Source organism: Paractinoplanes toevensis (assembly GCF_018332695.1).
Taxonomy (GTDB): Bacteria; Actinomycetota; Actinomycetes; order Mycobacteriales; family Micromonosporaceae; genus Actinoplanes; species Actinoplanes toevensis.
On the sequence record NZ_BOQN01000243.1, the window covers coordinates 1 to 517 of the forward strand.

General features: G+C 66.9%; 1 protein-coding gene. It reads left to right on the forward strand.

Annotated elements, in window-relative coordinates; translation table 11 throughout:
* Positions 1 to 15 precede the first annotated feature (15 nt).
* A partial coding sequence (locus Ato02nite_RS50945) for an IS110 family transposase (protein ID WP_246608266.1) occupies positions 16 to 517 on the forward strand: 502 nt, incomplete at its 3' end.

Below are 517 nucleotides of genomic sequence, written 5' to 3' on the forward strand. Positions count from 1 at the left end.
CAGCACCAAGACCGGGTGTGGGCGGTCGAGGGCTGCAGCGGTATTGGTCGGCACGTCGCTCAGCGTCTGGTCGCGGACGGTGAGACTGTCCTCGATGTGCCGGCGAAGTTGTCCGCCCGTGTGAGGGTGTTCGCCACCGGTCAGGGCCGCAAGACCGACCCGGTCGATGCGCACAGCGTCGCCGTGGTCGCGCTGCGCACGCCCGGCCTGCGGCAGGTCGTCGTGGATGACACCACGGTCGCATTGCGGCTGCTGGTCGACCGCCGCGACCAGCTCGGCCGGACCCGTACCGAGGTCGTCTCCCGTCTGCACCACCTGCTGCTCGAACTGATCCCCGGCGGGGCGAAGAAAGATCTGTCCGCCCAGCAGGCTCGTGCCCTGCTTAACACGGTTCGCCCGCGTGATGTGGTGGGCAAGACCCGCCGCTGGCTGGCCTCTGAGCTAATCCACGAACTCGTCACGATTGACAAGAAGATCAAGATCGCGAACGGGGAACTGAAGGACCTGGTCGCCAGCA